Source organism: Ideonella sp. B508-1 (assembly GCF_000333615.1).
Taxonomy (GTDB): domain Bacteria; phylum Pseudomonadota; class Gammaproteobacteria; order Burkholderiales; family Burkholderiaceae_C; genus Ideonella.
This window is the reverse complement of record NZ_BADL01000159.1, coordinates 1-22,617: the sequence shown is the minus strand read 5'-3', so window position 1 is coordinate 22,617 and position 22,617 is coordinate 1. Positions and strand designations below refer to the sequence as shown.

Genomic DNA, 22,617 nt, shown 5'->3' with positions numbered 1-22,617 from the left:
GCACGGCCAGATCAGCCAGCTGGACCTGCTGGACGCGCGCCGCAGCGAGCTGCGCAGCCTGCGCCAGGCGGTGCAGGTGCAGGGCGCGCAGTTCCAGTCCACGGTGGCGCTGATCCGCGCGCTGGGCGGCGGCTGGGATGCCACCGCCGCGCCGGCTGCGGTGGCCAGCGCGGCGCCCTGAACCCATCGACACCCTGAGCGCCTGGTCGGTCGCATCCGCGGCCTGTGCCTCTGCACCTGCCGCCCGTCGCATCAAGGGGCGCATGGCGGGGCCCCCTTGAAAGAATCCCGCGGTCACCCTCCGGAGATTCGATCGATGCGCCCCCTGTGCGACCGCCTGTCTCGCTGCCTCATCCCGCTCACCCTGGCGCTTCCCCTGCACGCCCTGGCCGACGATCCCCTTGCGGGCCTGGACCAGGGCATGGTGGGGCCGCGCGCCCAGGTGCTGGTGCTGGCCACCGCGCACCTGCGTTACCTGCCTGCCGACTTTGACGCCAAGGCGCTGGACGGCCTGATGCGCCGGCTGGCGGGCTTCAAGCCGGACGTCATCACCGTCGAGCTGCAGCCGCCTGCCGAGTGCGACCTCGTCAAGCGCCGGCCTGAAAAGTATGGGGAGGGCTACAACTGCTCCCGGACCGAGGCCGCGAAAGCCGCCACCGGGCTCGACATCCCGGCCGCGCTGCAGGCCGTGGAGAAGACGCTCAAGACCTGGCCCGCCCAGCCTTCCGCCGCGCAGCGCCGTGCCCTGGCGGCCCTTTTTCTGGCCTCTGGGGACACGCCCTCGGCGCTGGTGCAGTGGCTGCGTCTGCCGCCAGGGGAGCGCAAGGAGGGCGACACGCTGGATGCCGCATTGGTGGCTCAGCTGGAGCAACTCACCCGGCAAAAGGACGAGAGTCTGCTGATCGGCGCCCGTCTGGCTGCGCAACTGGGGTTGGAGCGCGTCCATGCGATCGACAACCACACGGGTGATTTCATCGAGGTCGAGGGCGAGGAGGAGAAGATCTTCTGGAACCAGTTGCAGACCGCCTGGAAAGACCAGAGCCCCCAGGCCCGGCAGGACGAGGAACAGACCGAGGCGCTCAAGCACGCCCCGGATCTGCTGCCGATGTACCGCCAGTTGAACCGGCCCGACGTGCTGCGGCGGCTGGCGCAGTCGAATGTGGCCCCCGCCATGCGCTATCCGTCGCCGCAGCGCTATCCGCAGTGGTGGGTGGCCGGCTGGGAAATTCGCAACCTCCGCATGGTGGCGAACATCCGCGAGACCTTCCGGGAGCACCCTGGCGCGCGCGTCCTGAGCATTGTCGGCGCCTCGCACAAGCCCTGGTTCGACCACTGGCTGGGCCAGCTGCAGGGGGTCGGCATCGTCGATGCCGAACAGGTGCTCGATTGATCGCTGTCGGGGCGAGCTCAGCGGGCGGCGGAAGCGCCGCTGGGCCCTGGCGCCGGGGTGGCCGGGATCAGCAGCACATTGGCCTGGCCGCCCACGCAGTCGGTGGTCTGGCCGGCGCGGCAGGGCGCCAGCGGGCTGCCGGGAATCGGCTGAACCTTCCAGCCCGGCCGCTCGATCAGCAGCATCCACAGCGTCACCACCACGGCAGTGGTGATGGCGAGGATCACCAGGCGCTGGCGCCGGGTGGTGGGGCGGTAGGGGTTGGGGCCGGTGTCGGCCTGGGTTTCTTCACCCCGTGGGCGGCGGCGCAGGAACATCGCGGGCTCCGCCTCAGGCCGCGCGCTTGAAGGTGGCCAGCACCACGCCGGCCGTGATGAACAGGCTGCCGAAGCTGCGGTTCATCCAGCGAATCTGGCGCGGGCTGCGCAACAGGCCCAGCACCTTGCTGGCCAGGCCCACATAGCCGGTCATCACGCAGAACTCCACCACCGCGAAGGTGGCGCCGATGGCCAGGTACTGCAGGGGCAGCGGGCGCGTGGTGTCCAGGAACTGCGGCATCACCGCCAGCAGGAAGACCGTGCCCTTGGGGTTGAGCGCATTGACGGTCCAGCCGCGCAGCAGCAGCGAGCGGGCATGACCCTCGGCGGCCTGGGCATCGGCCGAGGCGATGGGCGTGGCCGGGGAGCGCCAGGCCTGGATGCCCAGCCACACCAGGTAGGCCGCGCCGGCCCACTTGACCAGGGCGAAGGCCCGCTCGGAGGTGGCCAGCAGGGCGCCCAGGCCCACGCCCACCACCAGCAGCTGGGTGATGACGCCCAGCGCCAGGCCGAAGGCGATGCGCTGCCCCTGGCGGAAGCCATGGTTCAGGCCGGCGCCCATGGCGGCGATGGCACCCGGGCCGGGCGAAAGGCTGATGGCCACGGTGGCCAGGAAGAAGGGAAGCCAGGTCGAGAAGTCCATGGTGCAGGTCGGTCCGCAGGGCAGGGCCTGAGAGTGTAGGCCGGCCGGGGAGGCTTCAGCGGCCGGTCGGCTGCTCCAGAGAGGTGGGGCCCGGCGCCGGCCCCGGGGGCGGCTGGTCCTGCCGGGCCTCGGACATGCCCCAGCGGTGGAGCTGGTTGCGGCCGGCTGCCTTGGCCTGGTAGAGGGCGGCATCGGCCAGGCGCAGCAGGGCCTCGCCATCGTGGGCATCGTGCGGGTACAGGGCCAGACCGGCGCTGGCCGTGACGTGCACCGCGCCCTCGCTGCCCAGGCCGTAGGGCCGGCGCAGCGAGTGCAGCACCCGCTGCACGATGTGCACGGCCTCGTCCTCCTGCTTGAGCGTCGGCAGCAGCAGCACGAACTCGTCGCCGCCCATGCGGCAGACGGTGTCGTGTTCGCGCACGCCCTCGAGGATGCGCTGGGCCGCGTCCTGCAGCAGCAGGTCGCCCGCCGCATGGCCCAGCCGGTCGTTGACGCCCTTGAAACCGTCCAGGTCGATGTAGGCCACCGCCAGGGGCTGGCCGTCGCGCCGGCTCAGGGCCAGGCCCTGGCGCAGCCGGTCTTCCAGCAGGCGGCGGTTGGGCAGGCCGGTCAGGGCGTCGTGCATGGCCAGGTGCTCGATCTCGTCCTGGTAGCGCTTGAGCGCGCTGATGTCGGCCAGCACCCACAGGGTGTCGCGGGCGTCGTCGGACAGCCGCGCGCCCTGGATGTCGATCCAGATCGGGCTGCCGTCCAGGCGCTGCAGGTGCAGCTGGGCCCGCACCGGCCGGCCGGCCAGCAGGTCGCCGCGGCGGGCCTCCAGGCGCTCGGGCAGGTCCATCGACTCCGGGCTCAGCCGCGGGTGGAGCTCGTCCAGCGAGGCGCCCTCGGGCAGGCCGAACATGCGGAAGATGGCCCGGTTGGCCCAGACCATCTGGTGGTCGCGCAGACGCAGGATGCCCACCACCTCGTTGTCCAGCATGGCGGTCTGCTCGGCCTCCAGCTCAAGCCGGCGGGTGATGTCGCGCGAGGCGCAGTACAGCAGCCAGCGGCCATCGAGCATCAGGGCCACGCAGGAGATCTCCACGTCGATCACGCCGCCGTCGGCGCGGCGGTGCCGGGTGTGGAAGCTTTGCCGCTTGCCCAGCGGGAAGTCCTCGATGCGTCGGTCCAGTGTCTGGGCGTCGTCCGCGCAGTCCCAGGTGCTGACGTGCCGGCCCATCAGGGCCTCGCGTGACCAGCCCAGCATCTGGGCGAAGGAGTCGCTCATCTCCACCAGCCGCCCGTCGCGGTCCAGCACATGCACCGCGTCGGCCGCCGCGGTCAGCAGCACCCGGGTGAGGCGGCCGGCCTCGTCGAGGCGGCGCATGCTGTGGTTCTGCAGGCGCCAGGAGCGCAGCGTGAACCAGGCACTGGCCAGCACCGCAGCCGTGGCCAGCGCCGCCAGGCCCCCGATGCGCCAGGCCACCGGCTGCCAGGGCTGCATGGCCTCGTCGGCGCTGACGCCGGCAATGGCCATCAGCGGAAAGGGGCTGGCGGTGGTGTAGGCGTTGATGCGGTCCACCCCGTCGACCACGTTGTGGGCGCGGAACACCCCTTGCTCGGGCGAGGCCTGGAGGGCCTCGGCGAAGGAGGGCGCGATGCGGCGCGTGCCCAGGGGCTGGGCCTGGCCGTTGCGCCCGGTGTGGCGGCTCAGCAGGGTCATGGCCGTGGAGCGCAGGCTCAGCGAGTCCGAGGGCGCCAGGGCGTAGCGGCGGCAGAGCTGGTCGAAGTGGGCCAGGTCCAGCTCGCCAATCACCATGCCCTGGAAGTGCCCGGCGCGGTCCTCGACCCGGCGGGCCAGGGCCAGCGTCCAGCGGCCGCTGGATGGGTCCAGGCGGGGTTCGCCGATCAGCAGGCCGCTGCCGACCTGTTCCTGGGCCTGCAGAAAGATGGCCTCGTGGGCCAGGCTCTGGCCCAGCGTGCTCGGGTCCGAGCCCTGGTTGCGCACCACGCCCTGGGCGTCGGTCTGGCGGAGATGGGCCACCTCGGGCACCAGGGCCATGTGCTCGCGCAGGGATTCGTCGATCAGGCGGCGGCGGGTCTCCGCATCGACGGCGTCGCGCAGATTGGCCAGGGCCACATGGCGCATGGCCAGGTCGATGCGCTGCAGGTCGGCCGTCACCGTCTGGCGCAGGTCGGCCGCCCGGCTGAAGACCTGGACCTCGGCCTGGCGTGCATAGGTGTCGTGGCTGACGCGCAGGGCATAGCCGGCCATGCCCAGCACCAGGCTCGCGGCCAGCAGGTGGCCGGCCAGCAGCGGGGCCAGGGTCAGGCGCTGGAGCTTCAGCGGACCGGCGGCGTCGACAGGGGTTCCCCGGTCCGGCCCGGCCTGAGCGGCCGACGTGGTGAAGTTGCTGCGCACGCCCCTGCTGCGGCCTGTTGCCGTCCTGTTCGATGCCAATACCCGCCGTTGACCGGCTGTGGACCCCTTGGTCTCAGGCGAATTCTGCTTGGGGGGTCATCGTTTGTCAGGGGGGCGCCGATTGACGTCGGTCAATGAACGCGCCGTGGCGGGCCGCGCTGTCAGATCCGTCACGCCGGGCCACAATCCGTCCATGTCCAAGCCCAAGACCGTCTACACCTGCAGCGAATGCGGCGGCAGCAGCCCCCGCTGGATGGGCCAGTGCCCGCACTGCAAGGCCTGGAACACGCTGGAGGAGACGGTGGCCGACGCTCCGTCCGCCGGCAAGAACCGCTTTCAGGCCCTGGCCCAGTCGCAGCCGGTGGTCACGCTCTCGGAGATCGAGGCCGGCGATGTGGCCCGCACGCCCACCGGCATCGAGGAGCTCGACCGGGTGCTGGGCGGCGGCATCGTCGAAGGCGGGGTGGTGCTGATCGGCGGCGATCCGGGCATCGGCAAGTCCACGCTGCTGTTGCAGGCGGTCGATGCGCTCTCGCGCCAGCTGCCGGTGCTGTACGTGACGGGCGAGGAATCGACCGCCCAGGTGGCGCTGCGCGCCCAGCGGCTGGATCTTTCCGGCGCCGCGGTGAGGGTGCTGGCCGAGATCAACCTGGAGAAGATCCTGGCCACCATCGCGTCCGAACGGCCCGCCTTCTGCGTGATCGACTCGATCCAGACCGTCTATTCGGACCAGCTCAGCAGCGCGCCGGGCTCGGTGGCCCAGGTGCGCGAATGCGCGGCCCAGCTCACCCGCACCGCCAAGGGCGGCGGCTGCGCCATGGTGCTGGTGGGCCATGTGACCAAGGAGGGCGCGCTGGCCGGCCCGCGGGTGCTGGAGCACATCGTCGACACGGTGCTGTATTTCGAGGGCGACACCCACAGCAGCTTCCGCCTGGTGCGGGCCTTCAAGAACCGCTTCGGGGCGGTCAACGAGATCGGCGTCTTCGCGATGACCGAGCGCGGCCTGCGCGGCGTGTCCAACCCCAGCGCCATCTTCCTGTCCACCCATTCCGAGCCGGTGCCCGGCTCCTGTGTGCTGGTGACGCTGGAGGGCACCCGCCCGCTGCTGGTGGAGATCCAGGCCCTGGTCGATGCCGGCGGGCCCAGCCCGCGGCGCCTGTCGGTGGGCCTGGAGCGCGACCGCCTGGCCATGCTGCTGGCGGTGCTGCACCGCCATGCTGGCGTGGCCTGCGCCGACCAGGACGTGTTCGTCAACGCGGTGGGCGGGGTGCGCATCTCCGAGCCGGCGGCCGACCTGGCCGTGCTGATGGCCATCCAGAGCAGCCTGCGCGGCAAGCCGCTGCCGCGTGGCTTCATCGCCTTCGGCGAGGTGGGCCTGGCCGGCGAGGTGCGGCCCGCCCCGCGCGGCCAGGAGCGTCTGAAGGAAGCCGCCAAGCTGGGCTTCAGCGTGGCGGTGGTGCCCAAGGCCAACGCGCCCAAAAAGCCCATCGAGGGCCTGACCATCCACCCGGTGGAGCGCATCGACGAGGCCATCGCCCTGCTGCGCACGCTGGACTGAAGTCGCGACGAGAACCTGTCCGATGAGCTTTGCCCCCCGTCCGACGCCGCCCTACTACGCGGTCATCTTCACCAGCCAGCGCACCGACGTGGACGCAGGCTACGGCGCCATGGCCGAGCGCATGGTGGCGCTGGCGCAGCAGCAGCCAGGCTACCTGGGCGCCGAGAGCGCCCGCGGCGAGGACGGCCTGGGCATCACCGTCTCGTACTGGCAGAGCCTGGAGGCCATCGCCGCCTGGCGGCGCGAGACCGAGCACGCCGCCGCCCGCGACGAAGGCCGGGCCCACTGGTACAGCCACTACGAGCTGCGGGTGGCCAAGGTGGAGCGGGCCTATGGCTGGGACGCCGTGCAGGACGCCCCTGGCGACCCGCAGCCACGCTGAGCCCGGCCCCGTAAAATCGACGATCTCACTGCATCTCCCAACGACAAGGAACACCCCATGGGCCTCGATGACCGCGACGGCAAGATCTGGATGGACGGCGAGCTGGTGGACTGGCGCGACGCCAAGGTCCACGTGCTGACCCACACGCTGCACTACGGCTGCGGCGCCTTCGAGGGCGTGCGGGCCTACAAGACCGACAAGGGCACGGCCATCTTCCGCCTGCGCGAGCACACCCAGCGCCTGTTCAACAGCGCCAAGATCCTGCGCATGAAGGTCCCGTTCAGCATCGAGCAGGCCGAGGAGGCCCAGAAGGCGGTGGTCAAGGCCAATGCGCTGGAGAGCTGCTACCTGCGCCCGCTGACCTGGCTGGGCTCCGAGAAGCTGGGCGTCTCGCCCAAGGGCAACACCGTGCACCTGATGGTGGCGGCCTGGGCCTGGGGCGCCTACCTGGGCGAGGACGGCATGGCCAAGGGCATCCGCGTCAAGACCAGCAGCTACACCCGCCACCACGTTAATATCACGATGACGCAGGCCAAGACGGTGTCCAACTACACCAACTCCATCCTGGCCAACACCGAAGCCACCGACGACGGCTACGACGAGGCCCTGCTGCTGGACGCCGCCGGTTTCGTCTCCGAAGGCTCGGGCGAGAACGTCTTCATCGTCAAGGACGGCGTGATCTACACCCCCGACCTGTCGGCCGGTGCCCTCAACGGCATCACCCGCAACACCATCTTCCACATCTGCCAGGACCTGGGCATCAAGCTGGTGGAAAAGCGCATCACCCGCGACGAGGTCTACATCGCCGACGAGGCCTTCTTCACCGGCACCGCCGCGGAAGTGACCCCGATCCGTGAACTCGACCGCGTGCAGATCGGCAGCGGTGCGCGCGGCCCGATCACCGAGAAGGTGCAGACCGCCTTCTTCGACATCGTCAATGGCCGCAACCCCAAGTACGCCCACTGGCTGACCCTGGTCTGAGCGTTGCAGGTTCTCCCTTCCGTCCGACATCCCGAGGTTTGACCCCATGAGCGCCAACACCGCCACCCAGGCCCCCGCCGTCGTCGAAGTCACCGCCCAGGACCTGCAGGGTCCCGGCGTGGTCTTCTGCCCCAACCCCAAGATGACCCTGTGGAGCAACCACCCCAAGGTCTATGTGGACCTGAGCCACGAGGGCGAGGGCAAGTGCCCGTACTGCGGCACCGTCTACCGCCTGAAGGCCGGCGAGAAGATCGCGCACGGTCACTGACGTGACGACCGCGCCGGCGGATCTGGCATTCGTCTGGCGTGAAGCGCAGACGGCCCTGCTGGACCACCTGCGCAGGCAGGATCCGTCCCATGCGCTGCGGCGGGTGGCGCGCTCCCTGGCCCTGGCCGCGGGGCGCCCCGTGGCCCTGCTGGCCGCTGGCGGCGATCCGGCCGCCTGCTGGTTCGGCGGCCCCGGTGCCCGGCGCGAGGCCTTGCAGGCCGGGGGCTGGTGTTTGGCCCTGACTCGGACCGGCCTGGCCGTGGGGCAGCTCTGGCTCGACCCGCAGCCAGTGCCGGCGGACCGCGACGCCCTGCTGCGCACGCTCGACCCCCTGATCGAGACCGCCGCCGAGTTGCTGGCGACCCTGCTGGAAACGCAGGACCCACGTTCTCCCGCCTCGCTGGCCCTGGTCCAGGCGGCCATCCGCGAGGCCGGCACCTACGTCTGGGAATGGGACCTGCGCACCGACGTGCTGGGCGACATCGACGAGGGCGCGCTGATGCTGGGCTATGCCCCGGACGCCCTGGGCCACACTCAGGCCGACTGGGACCGCCTGATCCACCCCGAAGACGCTGCGTCCGCTGAGGCGGCCTACCAGGCCCATGCCCGCGGCGAGGTGCCGCTGTACCAGTGCCGTTACCGGGCCAAGGCGGCCGATGGCCGCTGGCGTTGGATCGAGGAGCGTGGCCGCGTGGTGGAGCGCGATGCCCAGGGCCGGCCGCTGCGCATGCTGGGCACCCAGACCGACGCCACGCCGCTGCTGGCGCTGGAGGAGGCCCGCCAGGAGCGGGCCCTGGCCCAGGCGGCCAATGCGGCCAAGACCCAGTTCCTGTCCCGTGTGAGCCACGAGCTGCGCACGCCGCTGCATGCGGTGCTCAGCTTCACCGAACTGATGGCCACCGATGCCGATCACCCGCTGCCCGAGGTCCAGCAGCGCCGCCTGGCCCATGTGCAGCAGGCGGGCCGGCACCTGCAGGCCCTGATCGACGACCTGCTGGACCTCTCCCTGGTCGAGGCCGGGCGGCTGCAGGTGCGCCTTGAGCCGATCGCCTTGGCGCCGCTGCTGGGCGAGGTGCAGGCCCTGGTGCAGCCCCAGGCCGAGGCCGCGGGCGTGGCCATGCACTGGCCGGCGGTGCCCGAGGGCGCGCAGCTGCAGGCCGACCCACGCCGCCTGCGCCAGGTGCTGCTGAACCTGCTGGGCAACGCCATCAAGTACAACCGGCCGCAGGGCCAGGTCACCGTGGGCGTGGCCCGCGACGGTGGCGGCTGGGCCATCGCCGTGGCCGACACCGGACTGGGCATTGCCCCCGAGCGCATGGCCGAGCTCTTCCAGCCCTTCAACCGCCTGGGGCGCGAGCGCGGGCCGGTGGCCGGCGTGGGCCTGGGCCTGGCGCTGTCGCAGCTGCTGGTGCAGGCCATGGGCGGGCACATCGCGGTGCAGAGCACGTTGGCCGATGCCCAGGGGCAGGGCGGGGGTTCGACCTTCCGGCTGACCCTGCCGGACGCATCTGCACCCGCATCTGCACCCGCATCCAGACCCCTCCCGCCCTCCGACCCCGAGCCCGTCGTCCCATGAGCCATACCTCCGCCCCGATGACCATGGCGGCCCTGGGCCTGGCTGCGCCCGCCGAGGCCCTCTACCGCGCCCTGCTGCGCGGCCCGGCGGCCTCGCCCGAGGCCCTGGCCGAGCGCTGTGCGCAGCCCCTGCCCGAGGTGCAAGCCCTGCTGGGCCAGATGAAGGCCCGTGGCCTGGTGCGCAGCGAGGGGCCCGAGGGGCTGGCCTGGTTTGCCACCGCCCCCGAGGTGGCGGTGGAGCTGTTGCTGATGGAGCGCCAGGTCGAGCTCAACCAGGCCCGCCAGGTGCTGCCCGAGCTGCAGCGCGACCTGATGCGCGGCGGCGCCATCGCCGATGCCGACGCGCTGCAGATCATCCCGGCCGACGCCGAGTCGCAGCTGCCGGCCTACCTGCAGATGCACCAGATGGCGCGCCAGGAGCTGCTGAGCATGCTGTGTCCGCCCTTCATCGTCTCCGCGCCGGATGCGATGGAGGCCGCCCGCGAACAGGCGCGCCAGCGCGGCGTGCGCTACCGCACCCTGGTCGTGCCGGAGCTGCTGCAGTGGCCGGGGTGGCCGCAGGCCGTGCGCCAGGCCCGGGCGGTGGGCGACGAGGTCCGCGTGCATGCGGCCCTGCCCTTCAAGATGGTGCTGGCCGACCGGCGCGCCGGCCTGATCCCGCTGCGCCTGGAGGACCCGACCGGCCCGGCCCTGCGCCTGGGGCCCACCGCGGCGCTGGAAGCCCTGTGGCAGCTGTTCGAGGTGCTGTGGGCCCAGGCGGTGCCGGCCCTGGAGGCCGAGCCGCCCGAGGGCGCGTCCGGGGCGGCCGATCCGGTCGACAAGGACCTGCATGCCCTGGTGACCCTGCTGGCCGCCGGCACCAACGACAAGCAGATGGCCGGCATCCTGGGCATCTCCGAGCGCACCCTGCTGCGCCGCATCCACGCCCTGTCCACCCAGCTCAATGCGCGCTCCCGCTTCCAGTGCGGCTGGCTGGCGGCGCGCCACTTTTCGGCGCCGGACTGAACAGCCCTGGTGCGTGTCGTGGCCCGCGGCGGTTCCGGGCCTGTCGTGCTTCTGTCATGTCATGAATCCGCCAGCCTCGCGGCGGTGCTTCTGCACTCCAATCACCGCACAGCGAACGGTGAGCACAGGTCCCGCAGGGCCGGCCGTCGCGGCAACACGAGGAGTGAGGACATGCAGTTGGATGTGAACAAGGCCGGGCGTGTGGCGTTGGCGCTGGCCATGCTGGCGGCCGCGGGAGGGGCGCAGGCATCGATGCTGACCCATCAGCCCGACTGGGTGCAGGAAGGCACGGTTGCCGATGCACAGTTCGGTGGCGTGATCAACGCCCAAGGCGATTTCAACAAGGACGGCTTCAAGGACCTGTTGGTGAGCAGCTCGGCCAGCCAGGGCACGCAGCGCGGCGCCATCGAGCTCTTCTATGGCAGTCGCAAGGGCCCGGCCAAGACGGCGGCCTGGCGCTACGAGGGCACGATGGACTGGTCCCAGGTCGGCTCGTCGCCGGTGGTGGCCGACGTGAACGGTGACGGCTGGCCGGACCTGGTGGTCGGCGCCTACAACCAGTCCGGGGCTGTGCCCTACAACGGCGCCGTGCTGGTCTTCCTGGGGTCGGCCAAGGGCCTGCCGGCCACGCCCTCGCAGGTGCTGGAGGGGCCGTCGAGCAATTCTTTCTTCGGCTGGAAGATCCGCGCGCTGGGGGACTTCAACCACGATGGCTATGCCGACATCGCCGTCTCGGCCATGGGCGCCAACGGCAATCTGGGGACCATCTCCATCTACAAGGGTTCGGCCAGCGGCCTGGCACCCACCCCGGTGTCCACGCTGACCGGCGCAGCGCCCTGGACCTATTTCGGCCGCATCTTCGAGGTGGGTGACACCAACGGCGACGGCATTCCCGACATCCTGGTGGGCGCCGTCAGCCCGGTGGGCGGCATTCCCGGCATGGCCTGGATCTACCGTGGCAGCACCAGCGGTTACGCCAACACCCAGGCCGAGACCCTGCTGTCCCCAGTGGAGCTGGCCGACCTCGACGGCTTTGGCGAGAGCGTGGCGGTGCTGGGCGATGTGGACGGCGACGGCTACCCCGACGTGGCGGTGGCGGCCCCGTCTTACCGTAAGAACTTCAAGAACTCCGGCCTGATCGCGGTGTTCTATGGCTCGGCCAATGGCATCGCTGCCTCCGGGCGCACCCAGATCCTGGAGGCCAACAGCACCAAGATGCTCTACCTGGGCATGACCATGTTGGGGGGCCGCGATGTCGATGGCGATGGCCGGCCTGATCTGGTGGTGGGCACCGCGGATGTCGCCCGTCCGGCCGATCCCACCGAGCCCTTCCCGGGCGGCATCTGGATCTACCATGGCAGCCCCACCGGCCTGGACACCACGAACATCTACAAGGTGTATGGCAAGAAGGACTCGCGCGACGAGGTGGGCATCAATCTGGAGGTCAGCGACGTCACCGGCGACGGCGTGATGGACCTGATCACCGGATCGAGCCTGTACACCGACACCCTGGAATACCAGGGCGTGGCGCGCATCTACCGCGGGGTGAAGACCCAGCGCTGAACCGGCGATGGCGCGGGGCCGCCCGCGTCCACCGACCGGGCGGCTTCAGGCGCCGGGCGCCGACCCGGCGTCCGCGCCGCCTTGCTGCCTGGCCGCATGGCCACCCACCAGGGCCAGCGGCACGGTGCTCAGCAGCCCGAACAGGGTGAACCACCACGGGCTGTCGGACGAGCCCATCAACAGCATCAGGATCAGACCCAATGCGCCGTAGGCCGCGGCATTCAGGTAGGGCAGTCGGCCCGCCATGCGTGCGGCCAGGTAGCCACCCAGCACCGTGGTGGCCGAGCCCAGCAGCAGCGAGGCGCCCAGGTAGCTGGGTTCCTGCACCACGGCCTCGAAGGCCTGCTGCAGGTCGGCGTGGTCGGCGCCGGGCGTCAGGGCCTTGCGGCCCATGAAGAGGGTCAGCAGGATGCCGCTCAGGCCATCGAGCAGCAGGGTGACCATCATCGCCATCCCGACGGACTTGTAGTGCACGTGGCGCAGCAGCTGCATCAGCATGGGCGGGGCTCCGAGGGGGTCAGCTCAGCCGGCGCAGGAGCAGCAGCAGTCCCAGCGCGATCAGGCCCAGGGGCCACCAGTGCTGTACCCACTGGTGCAGCGAGGGCAGCCAGCCCAGGCGGGCCAGCAGGAAATAGGCGCCGACGGCGATCAGGGCCAGCGGCAGGAACAGCGAGCGGGAACGGGCAGCCATCGCGAGGGGGCGGGTGCCTCAGTGGGCGCCGCTGACGCGTTCGAAGAACTCGGTGATGCCGGTCTCGCTCATGCGCCGGGCATTGGCCAGCTCGCCGCCCTGGGTGGCGTAGAGCACCTGGTTGTCGGGCGAGAGCACCACGGCGGCCGGGATGCCCTTCTTGATCGGGTTGCCGTAGGCGGCCGCGATGTCCAGGTTGTGGTCGAAGTTGCCCACGTCCACCTTGACCACCTTGAACTTGGCGGCCAGCAGCTTGGCATTGGTCTCGCTGTGCATGGCTTGGTCCAGGGCCCGGCAGTCGCCGCACCAGTTTGCCCCCAGGATCAGCAGCACCGGCACATGGGCGGCCTTGGCCTGGGCCAGGGCCTGCTGCACGGCGGCATGGGCGTCGGCCTGCTCGTCGTAGGGCGGGGCGGGGGTGGCGGCGCGGGCCAGGGTGGCCAGCAGCAGGGCGAACAGGGCGAACAGGGCGAACAGACGACGCATGGGCAGCCTCTTGGGAAACGGCGGTGCGGAAGATGCCGCATTGTCACCGCTGCGCGGGCCGCCGTCAGGGGGGCGCCAACCCGGGGGACGGGGCCAGCTGTCGGTAGGCCTGCTCGGCCAGGGCGTCCAGCCGGGGCTGGCTGACCGGGCCGCTCAGGGCATAGCCCAGCCGGTTCTCGCGCCAGTAGAAGCTGCGTGTCTCGCCGCTTTGCGCCTGCCCGAAGCCGGCCGGCACCGGTGGGCCCGGCGGCAGCACGGAGACATACAGCGTCAGCCGCACGCCCTGCGCGTCCTGGTACATGAACTGGGCGCGGGCCGGGGGCGTGGCCTCGCCCGCCCCGGCGGGCAGCAGGCGGCCGCCCACCAGCGCAAAGCCCTGGGCGCTGAAATCCGGCGTGTGCAGCGGCGTGCCCAGCCGGCGCGAGAGCCACTGCAGCAGGTGGGCCTGCTCGCCCGCGCCCACCTCCACCGGGTGGCGCTGCTCGGGGGTGAAGACGGCATGGGCGATGGCCGCGTCCTGCACATAGGCCGGGGCCGCGGCCACCGAGCCCGGCGGCTTCGGGGCATCCGGCCACTGGCCGCGCGCCCACCAGCCACTGCCCGCGCCCAGCACCAGCGTCAGGCTGGCGGCCAAGGCCATCGGCCAGGGTGAGCGGGCGAAGCCGCGCCACCGGGGCGGCCGGGCGGGCGGAACCTCGGGCTGCACCGCGGCCCGCAGGCGTTCCGGCAGGGGCTCGTCCAGCCATTCGCGGCCCAGGGCCTGCAGCTGGGCGCGCTGGGCCTGCCAGCCCATCACACGGGCCGCCTCGGCGGGGTGCTGCTGCAGCCAGTCGGCCACGGCGGCCGCCTGCGCGGGGGGCAGCTCGCCGTCGGCAAAGGCCTGCAGCGTCAGATCGTCGGGGTGCTCGGTGTCCATGGGGCTCACTTCACCACCCGCAGCGGTGGGGTGTGGGGCGCCTGCCGGGGCGCGGTCGGGTCCAGGTGCTGGCGCAGCTGCTCGCGGGCGCGGGCCAGGCGCGACATCACGGTGCCGATGGGCAGGTCCAGGATGTCGGCGGTCTCGCGGTAGCTGTATTCCTCCACCGTCACCAGCAGCAGCACCTCGCGCGCGGCCGGCGTCAGCCGGGCCAGGGCCCGCTGCAGGTCCAGCGCATGGCCCAGGGCCGGGGTGGGGTCGGACTGCAGCAATGCCGGGCCCTGGTCCTCGTCCCAGGGTTCCATCAGGTGCTCGCGGCCATCGCGCAGGCCGTTCAGGTAGAGGTGGTGCATCAGGGTGAGCAGCCAGGCCAGCAGGGCCGCCGGCATGGCGCCGCGGGGGCTGAACAGCGCCCACTTGCGGCAGGCGCGCTCCACCGTGTCCTGTACCAGGTCGTCGGCGCGGGCGGCCTGGCCCGTCAGCAGCCGGGCGTGCCGCCGCAGCCGCGGCAGCAGCGGCACCATGGCCTCGGGGCGCAGCTCGTCCATCGGTCGGCTCAGGGCTTGGCCAGGTGCCAGACGCCCTTGACGCCATCGCCCGTGCGGTCGCCGGGCTTCTGGTCCTTGGCCCAGCGGTAGAGCGGGCGGCCCATGTAGGCCCATTGGGCCGTGCCGTCCTCGCGCATCACCAGCGTCCAGTCGCCCTGGGCGGCGGCGCCGGCCGGGGCCAGCAGGGGCGGCCAGTTGGCGGCGCAGGGGCCGTTGCAGCTGCTCTTGCCGCTGCCGGCGCTGTCCTGGTCGAAGGTGTAGAGGGTCATGTGGCCGGCATCGACCAGCACGCCGTCCATGGCCATGGCGGGGGCGGCCGGCGTGCCGGCACGGGCCCCGAGGGGCAGCAGCAGGCAGGCGCCCAGGGTGCACAGGCTGGACAGGACGGTCAGGGCAGGCAGGGGGGAGTGCCTCATGGCAGGGCCTCGCAAAAGAGTGTCGGGTCCTGCATGAACACGGCGGGCGCGCGGTTTATTCCATCGCGTCGGCGTCGCCGTCGGAGGGGTCATCGACGCCCGCATCGTCCGGTGGCCGCGGCAGGCCCAGGGCCCGCAGCCGGCGGCGCAGGGCCTCGCGCGGGACTTGCAGCTGGCGCGCCATCGCGGCCAGGGTGATGCCCGGCTGGGCCAGCAGCGGGCCGAGCTGCTCGGCCCCCAGACTCTCGGCGGGCGGCGTGTCCAGCCAGCGGGCCATCAGGTTGTAGATGGATGGGCGGGAGATGCCCAGGGCCTCGGCCGCCTCCTTCAGCTGCCAGCCGTGGGCATCCAGCGCCTGCAGCAGCATCGTCCGGTCGATGCCGGCGGTGCTCTGGCGCGCGCGCGGCGCGGCCAGGGCGCCGGCGGGGGGAAGGCCGGGCTCGGTGTCGTCGGCCGCGGCCAGGACCGCGGCCGCGGGCGGCGGGGGCATCGCGGGCGGGCGGGCGGGCGCCGGGTTCGGCGGCAGGCGCAGCGGCTCGCCCAGCAGGGCCTCCACCGAGGGCCAGAGCCCGGCGGCGCGGTCCAGGGCCAGGCGGCGCATGGCCTGTTCGAGCTGGCGCACATTGCCTGGCCAGTCGTGCAGGCACAGTGCGCGGGCCAACTCGGTGGGCATCTCGGCCAGGTCGTCCGGTGTGGCACCGGTGTCCAGCCAGGCCTGGCGGGCCAGCACGCCCAGGTCCTCGCGGCGGCTGCGCAGGCTGGGGGTGAAGAGGGTGAAGGTCTGCAGGCGCCGCAGCAGCGGCAGGTTGAAGCCGCTGGTCTCCAGCGGCCGGTCGGTGGCAGCGATCAGCCGGGCCCGGCTGCGCAGCGGCTGGGCCGCGCCCAGGGGGCGGAACTCGCCGCTCTCGATCACCCGCAGCAGCATGGGCTGAACGGTGGGCGGGCAGTCGCCGATCTCGTCCAGGAAGAGGCTGCCGCCATCGGCCTGGGCCCACAGGCCGGTGCGGGCCACCTGGGCGCCGGTGTAGGCCCCGCGGGCGGCCCCGAACAGCTCGGCCGGGGCCAGGCCCTCGCTGAGGGTGGCCATGTTGACGGTGACCCAGGGGCCTTGGGACCAGGGGCTGAGCTGGTGCAGCGACTGGGCCACGCGTTCCTTGCCGGTGCCGGATTCACCGCGCACCAGCACCGGCAGCGCCGCCGCGGCCACCCGCGCCACCTGGCGGCGCAGGCCCTCCATGGCCGAGCTGACGCCCAGCAGCAGCGGGTTGTCGGTGACCGGCAGCTGGTGGGTGCGGTGCAGGCACAGCAGCACCCGCTTGCCCAGCTGGATCACGCCGCTGTCGCCCTCCACGGGCAGAGGCACGGTGCGCGGGCCGGTCAGGGGCTGGCCCTGCCACTCGGCCCGCACCCGCTCGTCCTCGGGGCTCAGCGTCAGGCCGTCACCCCCTAACTTCAAGGTCAGACTGGCGCGAGAGATGCTGGCGTGCAGCAGTGGCTGGGCCCAGCCGGCCGCGGCCTGCAGGGGCGAGAACAGCGGCTGGTAGCGGTTGAGGGCCAGCGGCGTGTCCGGGCTCAGCACCGCCTGCTCGCCGATGCGTCGCAGGTCCGGGTGCCAGATCACGGTCAGCACCCAGGCCGGCGCGGCCTGCAGACCCACACCGGCTTCGGTGAAGGTCTGCGTCATGTCGGACGACAGGGGCGGCGGCAGCGTGGGGTGTGACATGTCAGAGGGGGGATTGACGCGTCAATCGAAGCGATGGCGCGTCAATACCGCCATTTTCTCCCGCAAATGGGCCCCAAAGGGCCGCGGATCGGTGTCGGCGGCCTGGCACGGTGTTTGAAGGGGAAGGCCATCCGCCCAACGCCCTCCAGCCATGTCACTTCGCATGTGTGCCCTCACCCTGTGCAACACCACCGCGCACCTTGTGCATGTTCTCGTGACCCAGGGCGAGCAGGTGCTGGCCCGTCTGCCGCCCCACGGCACCTTGCGCCTGCCCTGGTCCGACAAGCCGCCGCCGAATGAAGCGGACGCCTGCTACACCGTGGTGGCGGTCATCGGCGGGCACACCACGGCCACGCTGGTGCTGTCCGACCGGCAGGCCGTGATCAGCGTGCGGGCCGGCGAGTGGCCCGGCCGCTACGAGTTGGCGCTGGGCTGAGCCGGCGAGAGGGGGCTGGGCTCAGGGCCAGTCCTTGCCCACGGCGATCATCGGGTCGAAGCTGAAGACCCGTGTTTCCACACCGCCGTCCATGCGGGTGATCTGCACGGTCACGACGAAGGAGAACTTCCAGATGCCCGCGGGTTCGACCACCGTCAGGATCTCGGGCGAGTGGGCGCTGCAGATCTTCAGGTTCTGGGCCACGACGCAGCTGGTCGGGTTGAAGTCGTCCAGGTCGAAGGTGGCCTGGTCGCAGTCGAAGGGCGAGGGCGAGAACAGCGGGCGCACATAGGGCGCCGGCAGGGTGATCAGCGTGGCGTCGGTGATGGCGAAGCCGGCGAAGGTGGTCGGGTTGCCATAGCCCACGACCTCGAAGCCCAGGGTGTCCCCCTGCGCGAACTGCAGGCCGCCGGCCGCCCAGCCGGTGCGCTGAAAGGCATTGGGTTGGTCCGGCTCGCCATCGACAATGGCCCAGACCAGCTGATTGCCCAGCTGATCGGCATCGAAACTGACCCGCAAAAGGTAGGTGGAATTGCTCATGTGTTGTCACTCCTTGGTGGCCACGGCGGCCGCAGGAGGGATTTCGGAGCAAGCCCGGGGATATTGAGGTCTTTGCGCCGTCAGGCGCTCAACGAGCACCGGCCTGTGCGGTGGCCAGCCAGGGCGTGAGCGCTGGCTCCTGTGCGGCCATTTCCACCGGAAAACCGTTGCTCAGCGCGGCGCGCAACAGGCGCTGTCCCTCCACGGGCGTGCCGACCAGGGCCTGGGTCAGGGCGGCGTAGTAAAGCACCTCCGGGTCCTTGGGGGCCAGGTTCACCGCCCGCATCGAGGCGTCCAGGGCTTCCGTTGCGCGCCCCGCACGGGCGGCGTAGATGCCACGGCGCATCACCCAGTTCGGGTTGTCCGGGTAGGCGGTGGTCTGCTTGCGGGCGCTGTCGAGCGCGCGCGACCAGGCCGCGCGGGCTTCGGCATCCTGACCCGGCAGGTGCATCAGGGCCTCCGCCAGATTGGCATGGGCGTCGGCATCCGGGTAGCTGCGCGGCCAGCGGGCCAGGGCCTGGCGGGTGGCCTCGGCCGCTTCGGGCCAGCGTTCACGCAGGGCCAGCACGCTGCCCAGGTTCTGGTAGAGCTTGTAATGTGGCCGCACGCGCAGGGCCTGCTGCAGCACGCTCTGCGCATCGTCCAGGCGCTGCTGCATCATCAGCATGCCGCTGAGGCTGAAGGCCGCCACGCTGTCGGTGGGCCGCGCGGCCAGGCTCTGCCGGTAGGCGGCCTCGGCCCCGACGTAGTCACCGCGTCGGAACTTGAGCGTGCCCCATTCGTCCAGCAGGGGGGAGGCCAGCGGGTGGGCGGCCAGCGCGGGCTCCAGCAGGGCCTGGGCCTGGTCGAAGCGGCCCATGCTGTTGAGCTGGGTGGCATACCAGGCCACGACCAGCACGTCCTGCGGGTCCAGCAGCCGGGCCTGGTCGAACTGGGCCAGGGCCTCTTCGCCACGCTTTTGCTGGTTCAGCAGCAGGGCCTTGGCCAGGTGGGCGCGGGCCAGCTGGTTGTCCAGGGCCAGGGCCTTGTCGGCCCAGAGGCCGGCCTGGCGCAGATCGCCGGCCGGGTCTTCCCCGGTGCGCTGCCAGTGCCGCAGGCTCAGGGCCAGGCTGCGCAGGGCCGCGGCCGGGGCGCTCTGCGGGGCCTGCTCGGTCAGCCGCTCCAGCGCGGCCACGGCGCGGTTCAGCGCGTCGGCATCGTCGAACTCGTTGATCCAGGCCTCGGCCTGTTGCAGATCGGCCAGCTGCTGGGCGGCCGTGGGGGCGGCCCCCGGGCCGCGCACCCACCAGAACGTGCCGCCCGCCGCCAGCACCAGCAGGCCGCCCAGGGCGGCGACCCAGAGCCGGCGCCGGGTGGGGGTGGGGCCGGACGGCGCCACCGCCGTCGCCGTGGGCAGCGTGCCGGCCGGGGGTTGGCTCATCACCTGCGCCAGGGTCTGGGCCACCGCCTCCATGCCGGCCGGCCGGCGGGCCGGGTCGGCGGCCAGCAGCGCGCTCAGCAGCGGGTGCAGCCCGGCGGGCCATTGCTGCGCGCGTGCGCGGTCCTGCGCGTCGCGCAGCGCCCAGTCCGGCCAGTCGCCCTGCAGCCGCCGCCAGGCCTGGGCCAGGCTGGGCGGACCGTCCTCGCCCAAGTGGCCCAGCAGGCACTGCAGCAGGATCAGGCCCAGGCTGTAGAGATCGCTGGCCGGGGTGGGGGCCTCGCCGCGCAGCTGCTCCGGTGCCATGTAGGCCAGCGTGCCCGCGTATGGGCCGGGCGCGGCCTGGCTCTGGGTGGCCAGCGGGTCGATGCGCCGGGCGATGCCCAGGTCCAGCACGCGCAGCCGGGTGCGGACCGAGGTGCGGCTGGCGTCCGAGGGGGTGAGGCCGTCGGTGGCGGGCTCCTCCAGCATCAGGTTGGAGGGCTTCAGGTCGCCGTGCAGCAGGCCTTGCGCATGGGCTTCGGCCAGGGCTTCGGCCAGTTGGCGCATCCAGTCGCAGGCCTCGGTCACCGGCGCATGGCCGTGGTCCAGCAGCCATTGCTTGAGGGTGGGGCCGTGCACCTGCTCCATCACGATGTGCACCTGCTCGCCATCGTCCCAGGCCTCGTGCACCGCCACGAAGGCGGGGTGGCGCAGGCGGGCCGTCAGGCGCGCCTCGCGCCAGCCGTCCATGCCGCTCTGGCGCGGCACGGTCTTGATGGCCACCGGGCGGTCCAGCCAGGTGTCCCAGGCCGCCCGCACCTGACCCGCTCCGCCCTGCCCCAGCAGGTCTTGCAGGCGGTAGCGGCTGGCGGGGGACGACAACGGCTCAGTCATGGGACGTCCGAAGTGTAACCAGATCAGGGGACGGTGCCAGCGGGGGGCTCGGCCTCAGGGGCGGGCGGCCCAGTCGCGCGCCAGCAGCCCCCACAGGCCGCTGTCGGAGACCTCGCCGGCCACGATCCAGCGCTCGCGCAGCCGCCCCTCTTCCTGGAAGCCCAGGCGCTGCAGCGAACGGGCCGAGGCGGTGTTGCGGGGGTCGATGTCGGCCTCCAGCCGGTGCAGGCCCCAGGGCCCGAAGGCCTGGGCCACCAGGGCGCGCAGGGCCTCGTCCATCCAGCCTTGCCCCCAGGCGTCGCGGGCCAGGGCGTAGCCGATCTCGGCGCGGCGGTTCTGGCCGGAGAGATTGAACAGCGAGCACACACCGATCACCCGGCCATCGGCCAGGCGCTCCAGCCCCAGGCGCAGGGCCTCGCCGCTGGCCAGCGCGGCCGTGTCCCCGGCGATCATCGCCTGGGCCTGGTCCAGCGTCGTCCAGGGCGGGCTGCTCCAGTAGCGCATGGTCTGCGGGTCCGAGAAGATGGCGAACAGATCGGTCGCATCGCGCGCCTGGACGGGGCGCAGCCGCAGGCGGGGGGTGAGCAGGGGCAGGGCAGAGAAGTCCATGGGGCTCAGTCTGCCAGCAGCACCCGGACCAGCTCGTCCGGGTCGGTGAACACATGCCGGGGGCGCTGCGCCTGCAGTTCCTCCCGCGAGCCATGGCCCCAGAGCACGCCGGCCGCGGCCAGGCCATTGCGGTGGGCGGCGGTGATGTCCACGGCGCGGTCGCCCACCATCAGCGCCTGCGGGCCCACCCGCCCCTGGGCCTTCAGCTCGGCGATCTGCTGCCACTTCTCGCGGCCGATGTCGCCCCCGCTGACGAAGCCGAAGTGGTCCTGCAGGCCGAAAAGCGCCAGGATGCGCTGCGCGAAGTCTGCCCGTTTGGACGTGCACAGGCCCAGGGGCAGGCCCGCCTCGCGCAGGGCCTGCAGGGCCTCGGGGATGCCGGGGTACAGCGTGTTCTCGGCATAGCCGATGTCGCCGTAGCGTTCGCGGTAGGCGCTGATCAGCGCGCGCACATGGGCGTCGTCCTGCACGCCGGTGATCTGCCGGAAGGACTGCTCCAGCGGCGGGCCGATCCAGGCCGAGATCCCGGCGGGGTCGATTTCGGCGTGGCCGAAGCGGGCCAGGGCGTGGTTGATGCTGCGGCAGATCCCCACCGCAGGGTCGCTCAGCGTGCCGTCCAGGTCGAACAGCAGGGTGTCGTGGTGGGCCATGGCGCGCAGTGTCGCCGATGGGCTCCGGCGGTGCACGGGTTCAGGCCGTGCCGGGCGTCGCTGGCCGCACGGCCCAGGGTGAGAGCGCCCAGGCGGCGCTGGCCCACAGGATCAGGCCGGCGCCCAGGGGGCCCCAGGCGTTGTCGGGACGGCCGGTGGCCAGCGGGGCCAGGATGGCCAGGCCGACCAGGGCCAGGCCGGTCAGCAGGTGGGGGCGGTAGCGGAACAGCCCGGCCAGCGGCAGGAAGTGCAGGCCCACCACCGCGATCACCATGGGGAGGAACCAGGCGCCCAGCCCCAGCCACTTCAGGGCGTTGCCCAGCACGAAGATGGCGATCCACTGGCCGGCGTTGATCCAGTGGAAGCGCTGGGCGCGCTGTTTCGCTTCGGGCTGCGCCTCCAGTGCGCGCAGAGCGTCGCGGTGGTGCCGGTGGACCGACAGGGCCCGCCCCAGCAGGGCCAGTCCCGGCAGCGCGGGCAGCAGCCAGACCCAGACGGGCGGCTGCGCCAGGGCGATGGCCAGCCCGAGAACGATCCACAGACTGCCGAACACGCTGAAGAACATCGCGCCGATGGCGCGGCTGGCCAGAGCGGCCTGCGGGGAGGGCCCTGCCGGGGCGGGCGTGGGGGTGGGCATCTCGGTCGGTTGGGGCACGGCGCAGGTCCTTCGGCCCCGGGGCGAGGCTTGGAGGCCAGCTTATCGCAGCCGTGCGAATGCCTGGACCGGCCGGGGGTGTTCCGCGCGCGGGGGGCTGTGCGCGGGGCGACTCAGGGCGTTCGCGCCAGGCTGGGATGGGGCCAGTCCGGCGCGGGGGCGGCCTCACCGTCCGCGCGGGCCTGTCGGCCGTCCCGCCAAGCGCGCTGCCAGGCCTGCAGGGTTGGCGGCGTGGCGCCGACCAGGCCGCGCACCAGGCACACCGCGCTGGCGCCGGCCGCGGCCGTCATGCGCGCCTGGTCCGGCTGCAGCACACCGCCGATGGCCACCACTGGCGCCGGTGACAGGGCGGCCCACCAGGCCAGGTTGTCCAGGCCCTGCGGTCGCCAGGGCATGGTCTTGGTGGTGGTGGGCCACACGGGGCCGCAGGCGATGTAGCTCGGCCGCAGGCCGGCCGCGCGGGCCAGTTCCCAGACGCTGTGGCTGCTCAGGCCCAGGGCCACGCCGTCCTGCTGACGGGCGCGCTGCAGCCGAAGGCGTTCCGGTGCGCTCAAGGTGGCCCAGTCCTCCT

General features: G+C 72.2%; 25 protein-coding genes and 1 pseudogene. 10 read left to right on the top strand and 16 right to left on the bottom strand.

Features of this window, described 5'->3' with window-relative positions; all coding sequences use genetic code 11:
• Together I73_RS07435 and I73_RS07430 are read left to right on the top strand one after the other, a co-directional pair.
• Window positions 1-181: pseudogene (locus tag I73_RS07435) on the top strand (RND transporter); the annotation flags it as partial.
• A 135-nt stretch (window positions 182-316) separates the two neighbouring features.
• Complete coding sequence (locus I73_RS07430) at window positions 317-1,390, top strand: DUF5694 domain-containing protein (protein ID WP_022980038.1); 1,074 nt, start codon at window positions 317-319, stop codon at window positions 1,388-1,390.
• A 17-nt stretch (window positions 1,391-1,407) separates the two neighbouring features.
• On the opposite strand, the gene I73_RS07425 is transcribed toward I73_RS07430, so the two are convergent.
• Genes I73_RS07425 through I73_RS30795 form a run of 3 tightly spaced genes read right to left on the bottom strand, consistent with a single transcriptional unit; the run spans window position 1,408 to window position 4,751 of the window.
• Window positions 1,408-1,707: a hypothetical protein gene (locus I73_RS07425; protein WP_022980037.1), complete on the bottom strand. Its 300-nt coding sequence runs from the start codon at window positions 1,705-1,707 to the stop codon at window positions 1,408-1,410.
• A 13-nt stretch (window positions 1,708-1,720) separates the two neighbouring features.
• On the bottom strand, window positions 1,721-2,350 hold the full coding sequence (locus tag I73_RS07420) for a LysE family transporter (RefSeq protein ID WP_022980036.1): 630 nt from the start codon (window positions 2,348-2,350) through the stop codon (window positions 1,721-1,723).
• 55 nt (window positions 2,351-2,405) lie between these two features.
• Window positions 2,406-4,751, bottom strand: coding sequence for a diguanylate cyclase domain-containing protein (locus I73_RS30795; protein ID WP_022980035.1), 2,346 nt, complete (start codon window positions 4,749-4,751; stop codon window positions 2,406-2,408).
• 193 nt (window positions 4,752-4,944) lie between these two features.
• Here I73_RS30795 and radA point away from each other — a divergent pair, with 193 nt between their 5' ends.
• The 7 genes from radA (at window position 4,945) to I73_RS07385 (ending at window position 12,083) form a co-directional block, all read left to right on the top strand.
• On the top strand, window positions 4,945-6,309 hold the full coding sequence (gene radA / locus I73_RS07410; protein WP_022980034.1) for a DNA repair protein RadA: 1,365 nt from the start codon (window positions 4,945-4,947) through the stop codon (window positions 6,307-6,309).
• Window positions 6,310-6,331: 22 nt separating this feature from the next.
• Window positions 6,332-6,691, top strand: coding sequence for an antibiotic biosynthesis monooxygenase (locus I73_RS26630; protein ID WP_022980033.1), 360 nt, complete (start codon window positions 6,332-6,334; stop codon window positions 6,689-6,691).
• A 57-nt stretch (window positions 6,692-6,748) separates the two neighbouring features.
• Complete coding sequence (locus I73_RS07400; RefSeq protein WP_022980032.1) at window positions 6,749-7,672, top strand: branched-chain amino acid transaminase; 924 nt, start codon at window positions 6,749-6,751, stop codon at window positions 7,670-7,672.
• A gap of 46 nt (window positions 7,673-7,718) precedes the next feature.
• Window positions 7,719-7,940 (top strand): zinc-finger domain-containing protein, encoded by a 222-nt coding sequence (locus I73_RS07395; RefSeq protein ID WP_022980031.1) that lies wholly within the window; start codon window positions 7,719-7,721, stop codon window positions 7,938-7,940.
• Between the two features lies 1 nt (window position 7,941).
• The gene (locus I73_RS26625) at window positions 7,942-9,516 is read left to right on the top strand and encodes an ATP-binding protein (protein ID WP_022980030.1); all 1,575 of its coding nucleotides are present in this window, start codon (window positions 7,942-7,944) and stop codon (window positions 9,514-9,516) included.
• Window positions 9,513-10,520, top strand: a complete 1,008-nt coding sequence (locus I73_RS26620) for a hypothetical protein (protein ID WP_148289722.1) — start codon at window positions 9,513-9,515, stop codon at window positions 10,518-10,520. Before I73_RS26625 ends, I73_RS26620 begins: the two co-directional genes overlap by 4 nt.
• 171 nt (window positions 10,521-10,691) lie before the next feature.
• A complete protein-coding gene (locus I73_RS07385) occupies window positions 10,692-12,083 on the top strand; it encodes an FG-GAP-like repeat-containing protein (RefSeq protein ID WP_022980028.1) in 1,392 nt (463 codons plus the stop codon).
• 45 nt (window positions 12,084-12,128) lie between these two features.
• Here the strand turns inward: I73_RS07385 and I73_RS07380 are convergent, their stop codons facing one another.
• The 7 genes from I73_RS07380 to I73_RS07350 all read right to left on the bottom strand — a co-directional run bounded on the left by I73_RS07380 (window position 12,129) and on the right by I73_RS07350 (window position 16,863).
• On the bottom strand, window positions 12,129-12,581 hold the full coding sequence (locus I73_RS07380) for a hypothetical protein (protein ID WP_022980027.1): 453 nt from the start codon (window positions 12,579-12,581) through the stop codon (window positions 12,129-12,131).
• A gap of 19 nt (window positions 12,582-12,600) precedes the next feature.
• Window positions 12,601-12,774 carry a LiaI-LiaF-like domain-containing protein gene (locus tag I73_RS33120; RefSeq protein WP_022980026.1) on the bottom strand — a complete coding sequence of 58 codons (174 nt, stop codon included), beginning with the start codon at window positions 12,772-12,774 and terminating at the stop codon, window positions 12,601-12,603.
• Between the two features lie 18 nt (window positions 12,775-12,792).
• Complete coding sequence (locus tag I73_RS07370) at window positions 12,793-13,260, bottom strand: co-chaperone YbbN (protein WP_022980025.1); 468 nt, start codon at window positions 13,258-13,260, stop codon at window positions 12,793-12,795.
• A 64-nt stretch (window positions 13,261-13,324) separates the two neighbouring features.
• Entirely contained in the window at window positions 13,325-14,176 is an 852-nt protein-coding gene (locus tag I73_RS07365) for an anti-sigma factor (protein ID WP_022980024.1), read from the bottom strand.
• A gap of 5 nt (window positions 14,177-14,181) precedes the next feature.
• Window positions 14,182-14,724 (bottom strand): RNA polymerase sigma factor, encoded by a 543-nt coding sequence (locus tag I73_RS07360; RefSeq protein WP_022980023.1) that lies wholly within the window; start codon window positions 14,722-14,724, stop codon window positions 14,182-14,184.
• Window positions 14,725-14,732: 8 nt separating this feature from the next.
• A complete protein-coding gene (locus tag I73_RS07355) occupies window positions 14,733-15,140 on the bottom strand; it encodes a hypothetical protein (RefSeq protein ID WP_022980022.1) in 408 nt (135 codons plus the stop codon).
• Between the two features lie 55 nt (window positions 15,141-15,195).
• Entirely contained in the window at window positions 15,196-16,863 is a 1,668-nt protein-coding gene (locus I73_RS07350) for a sigma-54 dependent transcriptional regulator (protein WP_022980021.1), read from the bottom strand.
• 163 nt (window positions 16,864-17,026) lie between these two features.
• Between I73_RS07350 and I73_RS07345 the strand changes: the two genes are divergently transcribed.
• Entirely contained in the window at window positions 17,027-17,299 is a 273-nt protein-coding gene (locus I73_RS07345) for a hypothetical protein (RefSeq protein ID WP_022980020.1), read from the top strand.
• A 21-nt stretch (window positions 17,300-17,320) separates the two neighbouring features.
• Here I73_RS07345 and I73_RS07340 read toward each other — a convergent pair whose 3' ends face one another.
• The 6 genes from I73_RS07340 to I73_RS30785 all read right to left on the bottom strand — a co-directional run.
• Window positions 17,321-17,839 carry a hypothetical protein gene (locus I73_RS07340; RefSeq protein ID WP_022980019.1) on the bottom strand — a complete coding sequence of 173 codons (519 nt, stop codon included), beginning with the start codon at window positions 17,837-17,839 and terminating at the stop codon, window positions 17,321-17,323.
• Between the two features lie 88 nt (window positions 17,840-17,927).
• Window positions 17,928-20,132 (bottom strand): protein kinase, encoded by a 2,205-nt coding sequence (locus I73_RS07335; RefSeq protein WP_083876609.1) that lies wholly within the window; start codon window positions 20,130-20,132, stop codon window positions 17,928-17,930.
• Between the two features lie 54 nt (window positions 20,133-20,186).
• Complete coding sequence (locus I73_RS07330) at window positions 20,187-20,741, bottom strand: GNAT family N-acetyltransferase (RefSeq protein ID WP_026096421.1); 555 nt, start codon at window positions 20,739-20,741, stop codon at window positions 20,187-20,189.
• A gap of 5 nt (window positions 20,742-20,746) precedes the next feature.
• Window positions 20,747-21,391: an HAD-IA family hydrolase gene (locus tag I73_RS07325; protein WP_022980017.1), complete on the bottom strand. Its 645-nt coding sequence runs from the start codon at window positions 21,389-21,391 to the stop codon at window positions 20,747-20,749.
• A 40-nt stretch (window positions 21,392-21,431) separates the two neighbouring features.
• On the bottom strand, window positions 21,432-22,046 hold the full coding sequence (locus I73_RS30790) for a hypothetical protein (protein ID WP_148289721.1): 615 nt from the start codon (window positions 22,044-22,046) through the stop codon (window positions 21,432-21,434).
• Between the two features lie 113 nt (window positions 22,047-22,159).
• Window positions 22,160-22,617 (bottom strand): thiamine phosphate synthase (locus tag I73_RS30785; RefSeq protein WP_022980015.1); only part of this gene is annotated, 458 nt, incomplete at its 5' end.

Excerpts from the sequence above, each read along its gene's own strand:
- I73_RS07430 (WP_022980038.1), top strand. The coding sequence starts at position 317 with ATGCGCCCCCTGTGCGACCGCCTGTCTCGCTGCCTCATCCCGCTCACC.
- I73_RS07425 (WP_022980037.1), bottom strand. The coding sequence starts at position 1,707 with ATGTTCCTGCGCCGCCGCCCACGGGGTGAAGAAACCCAGGCCGACACC.
- I73_RS07420 (WP_022980036.1), bottom strand. The coding sequence starts at position 2,350 with ATGGACTTCTCGACCTGGCTTCCCTTCTTCCTGGCCACCGTGGCCATC.
- radA (WP_022980034.1), top strand. The coding sequence starts at position 4,945 with ATGTCCAAGCCCAAGACCGTCTACACCTGCAGCGAATGCGGCGGCAGC.
- I73_RS26630 (WP_022980033.1), top strand. The coding sequence starts at position 6,332 with ATGAGCTTTGCCCCCCGTCCGACGCCGCCCTACTACGCGGTCATCTTC.
- I73_RS07400 (WP_022980032.1), top strand. The coding sequence starts at position 6,749 with ATGGGCCTCGATGACCGCGACGGCAAGATCTGGATGGACGGCGAGCTG.
- I73_RS07395 (WP_022980031.1), top strand. The coding sequence starts at position 7,719 with ATGAGCGCCAACACCGCCACCCAGGCCCCCGCCGTCGTCGAAGTCACC.
- I73_RS26620 (WP_148289722.1), top strand. The coding sequence starts at position 9,513 with ATGAGCCATACCTCCGCCCCGATGACCATGGCGGCCCTGGGCCTGGCT.
- I73_RS07385 (WP_022980028.1), top strand. The coding sequence starts at position 10,692 with ATGCAGTTGGATGTGAACAAGGCCGGGCGTGTGGCGTTGGCGCTGGCC.
- I73_RS07380 (WP_022980027.1), bottom strand. The coding sequence starts at position 12,581 with ATGCTGATGCAGCTGCTGCGCCACGTGCACTACAAGTCCGTCGGGATG.
- I73_RS33120 (WP_022980026.1), bottom strand. The coding sequence starts at position 12,774 with ATGGCTGCCCGTTCCCGCTCGCTGTTCCTGCCGCTGGCCCTGATCGCC.
- I73_RS07370 (WP_022980025.1), bottom strand. The coding sequence starts at position 13,260 with ATGCGTCGTCTGTTCGCCCTGTTCGCCCTGTTCGCCCTGCTGCTGGCC.
- I73_RS07365 (WP_022980024.1), bottom strand. The coding sequence starts at position 14,176 with ATGGACACCGAGCACCCCGACGATCTGACGCTGCAGGCCTTTGCCGAC.
- I73_RS07360 (WP_022980023.1), bottom strand. The coding sequence starts at position 14,724 with ATGGACGAGCTGCGCCCCGAGGCCATGGTGCCGCTGCTGCCGCGGCTG.
- I73_RS07355 (WP_022980022.1), bottom strand. The coding sequence starts at position 15,140 with ATGAGGCACTCCCCCCTGCCTGCCCTGACCGTCCTGTCCAGCCTGTGC.
- I73_RS07350 (WP_022980021.1), bottom strand. The coding sequence starts at position 16,863 with ATGTCACACCCCACGCTGCCGCCGCCCCTGTCGTCCGACATGACGCAG.
- I73_RS07345 (WP_022980020.1), top strand. The coding sequence starts at position 17,027 with ATGTGTGCCCTCACCCTGTGCAACACCACCGCGCACCTTGTGCATGTT.
- I73_RS07340 (WP_022980019.1), bottom strand. The coding sequence starts at position 17,839 with ATGAGCAATTCCACCTACCTTTTGCGGGTCAGTTTCGATGCCGATCAG.
- I73_RS07335 (WP_083876609.1), bottom strand. The coding sequence starts at position 20,132 with ATGACTGAGCCGTTGTCGTCCCCCGCCAGCCGCTACCGCCTGCAAGAC.
- I73_RS07330 (WP_026096421.1), bottom strand. The coding sequence starts at position 20,741 with ATGGACTTCTCTGCCCTGCCCCTGCTCACCCCCCGCCTGCGGCTGCGC.
- I73_RS07325 (WP_022980017.1), bottom strand. The coding sequence starts at position 21,391 with ATGGCCCACCACGACACCCTGCTGTTCGACCTGGACGGCACGCTGAGC.